4 protein-coding genes are annotated in these 2,960 nt (G+C 40.1%); all 4 read right to left on the reverse strand.

From position 1 onward, the window contains the following. Nucleotides 1-560 precede the first annotated feature (560 nt). The 4 genes from PL85_RS17500 to PL85_RS17525 all read right to left on the reverse strand — a co-directional run bounded on the left by PL85_RS17500 (nucleotide 561) and on the right by PL85_RS17525 (nucleotide 2,904). The gene (locus tag PL85_RS17500; protein WP_115340093.1) at nucleotides 561-1,037 is read right to left on the reverse strand and encodes a GNAT family N-acetyltransferase; all 477 of its coding nucleotides are present in this window, start codon (nucleotides 1,035-1,037) and stop codon (nucleotides 561-563) included. A gap of 171 nt (nucleotides 1,038-1,208) precedes the next feature. Beyond that, nucleotides 1,209-1,499, reverse strand: coding sequence for a YkgJ family cysteine cluster protein (locus PL85_RS17510; protein WP_080569473.1), 291 nt, complete (start codon nucleotides 1,497-1,499; stop codon nucleotides 1,209-1,211). A 206-nt stretch (nucleotides 1,500-1,705) separates the two neighbouring features. Next, nucleotides 1,706-2,305, reverse strand: a complete 600-nt coding sequence (locus tag PL85_RS17515; RefSeq protein ID WP_234826587.1) for a hypothetical protein — start codon at nucleotides 2,303-2,305, stop codon at nucleotides 1,706-1,708. 143 nt (nucleotides 2,306-2,448) lie between these two features. After that, entirely contained in the window at nucleotides 2,449-2,904 is a 456-nt protein-coding gene (locus PL85_RS17525; protein WP_115340091.1) for an NUDIX domain-containing protein, read from the reverse strand. Between the last annotated feature and the right edge of the window lie 56 nt (nucleotides 2,905-2,960).

The raw sequence follows: 2,960 nt of genomic DNA on the forward strand, positions 1-2,960 counted from the left end.
TGTTATGTGAATTTTACCGTAAAGTCAAAGTAAACCACCGTAGAAATTAAGGAATTTGAATAAGTTACGTACAAAAACGATGCTGACCAAAACCTAAATTTCACAGCGATCTGAGCCGAAGAGAGCCACTTACAGAATCGACAACAAAGAAAGCGCCCTTTCAGCAACCGCTAAACCTTTTGCTTCACCAGACTTTCAGAGCTGAATTTCAGCAAGTGAATCAGTCAAAAAGACATTTCAATTAAAGCGATTTGAAACTGACTAAACTCAACACAAACCAGATCCAAAACGCAATTGAGGCAACCAAAGAACCTTGAAAACGATCAATCTCAGGTTGTTCAAGAATCCATTTCGACCAAGCCAACTTGCCGAAAACACGGAACGAATTCTCAATGAAATCGTAGCTTGGACCCTAAAAACTGACCAAACACATAACGCCCTGTTAAGGGGTGAGCAACGCAATACGATGCTTCCGCACACCACCTAAATCACTAAAATCAACGCATGGTAAAAATGCCACGCGTTGTGAATCCCTCTTGAACAGTTTGTTATACGATGCCTCACACCAAGCGCTGAAACTGACCGTTTTTAGCTTTGAAACCTAGCTTATTAAACAAAGCTTGAGACCGAAAGTTACCCTCATCAATATCTGCATACAATCTTTCAATACCCAAAGATTGAGCATGAAAAAATAATAAATTAAGAGCTTCCGACATATACCCTTGTCGCCAGTACGATGAATTTAGTAAGCATCCGACTTCACAGGCATCACCGTTATCACTAAAGCTATGTAAGCCGCAGGTTCCAATAACCTTGTTGGTCGCTTGATCCATAATCGCCCATTCCAACGATTCACCTGATTTCTCTAGTAGAGCAACGCTTTCTAGCATCTGAACTATCAGCTCTTTCGATGTAAAAACTGGGTCTGAGGCAAATTCCATTGTTTGAATATCACCATAAATTTCAAACAAATCATCAGAATCATTCGTTTGAATTGACCTCAAAACAATTCTACTTCCGTGTAAATCAGGCTTCATTTCTCTCCTTAATCGTATAACGCCCGGTTAAGGGGCAGCCAACGCCACAACCAAGCTTCCGCATAACACCGTAACCACAACAACCAACGCATAATAAAAATGCCACGCGTTGGCTGTCCCTCTTGAACCGTTTGTTATGGCTAACAACTCACTGATTTATTAGGTAAAACTTTAAGAAAGGTCTATCCGTTCATCTCGACATTCGTAAGAGCCCATTTCGAATTCTCGACAAATCCAAGGGCGATTTTCGTAAATTGTGCACATGAACGTTTCACGATCTAGAGCTGAACACCAACCATCTGACAAACGCAGCATCGTTTCTCCACCCCATTCATCGAATGCAATATGTTGCTCTGGTACACCTGTATCGGTAATGATCATAACCTCCAAACGGCAACAACAAGCATGGCAGTTTGAGCACGATATTTCCGGATTTGATACATTTTTGATTGGGATTGTCATCGAGTTCTTCAGCGAGTTTAATCGCAGAATAGTACTCCAATTTAAGCCAATTTACCGACATTAATGATGAACTCAACTTGATAGCCATAACGCCCAATTAAGGGGTGAGCAACGCTACAACCCAACCTAAAGCATTGTACCGTAACCACTAACATTGAAGTAGAAGCAAAAATGCCAAGCGTTGGGAATCCCACTTAAATTGTTTGTTATAAATTTTTATCCGTGACGCCAATTTTGTCTCTAAAGTCTGTAACTAGAAGTTCAAGTATTTGCGGAATACTTTGTTTTAGTTGTTCAGCTTTCTGTTTTTGGGTATCGGCATACTCAAAATCACCTCGCAAAAAACTTGATTCACCTGAACCGTAGTTTTCAACAGCCCAAGAAGCATCACTTAAAAGAGCTCTTATCAAGTGATCTATTTCATCAGACAATAGGATTCGATTTCTTCGCCAGTAAGTGCGAACTTCAAAATATGTAGACTTAAATTTGTCATACTTTTCATCCCACGGTTTTCCCTGATTTATTGCTACATTCATCAAGTATTCCAGATCTGACAACTGACTATATAATTCCATTAGTACTTCTGCTTGCTTTTCGTACACGCCAGATGTTTTAACATTGAAACGTAGCGATTCTTGTTCGAGCTTAGCTCTATAAACTGCAACTTCTATATCAGCTTGAACCTTTAGATCCGTCAGTAACGATTGCTCTTTTAGTTTCAACTGATGGTCTATGTACTTTTTAAATACTGCAGCGAGACATCCTGTTATGACTCCAGACGTTAAAAGCAAATTTACTAATTCCATTTGTTCTCCGATGTCTCAAAAATTTATAACGCCCTGTTAAGGGGTGAGCAACGCAATACAAAAGCCGCCGCAAACCGCCTTAAACACCAAAACCAACGCATAGTAAAAATGCCACGCGTTGCGAATCCCTCTTGAACAGTTTGTTATGCCAATTTTTCCCGCTGTGCATAAGCATCATTGATCATTAAAAATGTATGGTGCATCCGCAATTTCGATTGAGCATACAAATCCCGTACTTCAGCTAACGAGAAGAACTTTGCTCGACCTATTTCATGGTTGAATTTCGGCAATATGACTTGGTCTTCAACTTCTGTGACCCAGACATGACGTAATACTAATTCACCATCATCAAAACGTCCTGCATAGGTATTTAAGTAATTCTCTAAAGCAACTTCTAAACCCGTTTCTTCTGCAATTTCCCTGACCGCTGCCTCTTGAGGAAACTCTGTAGATTCAACACTACCTGACGGTATATGCCATAGACCTTTCTTTGAGCCGGTTAGCTCTTGAACCAATAACACTTCATTGTGTTGATTAAAAATCACAGCTCCAGCAGCTTTTGCTGTAACTTCTATGTGATGCTGAATCCCATATTGCATCTAATTCTATCCTCATCCATGAGAAGTAAAATAAAAGTGGCATAACGCCCGGCTAA

It is taken from the genome of Vibrio anguillarum (assembly GCF_001989995.2).
GTDB classification, from domain to species: domain Bacteria; phylum Pseudomonadota; class Gammaproteobacteria; order Enterobacterales; family Vibrionaceae; genus Vibrio; species Vibrio anguillarum.

Coding starts and splice junctions, on each gene's coding strand:
- PL85_RS17515 (WP_234826587.1), bottom strand. CDS start 2,305: ATGGAATTAGTAAATTTGCTTTTAACGTCTGGAGTCATAACAGGATGT.
- PL85_RS17525 (WP_115340091.1), bottom strand. CDS start 2,904: ATGCAATATGGGATTCAGCATCACATAGAAGTTACAGCAAAAGCTGCT.
- PL85_RS17500 (WP_115340093.1), bottom strand. CDS start 1,037: ATGAAGCCTGATTTACACGGAAGTAGAATTGTTTTGAGGTCAATTCAA.
- PL85_RS17510 (WP_080569473.1), bottom strand. CDS start 1,499: ATGACAATCCCAATCAAAAATGTATCAAATCCGGAAATATCGTGCTCA.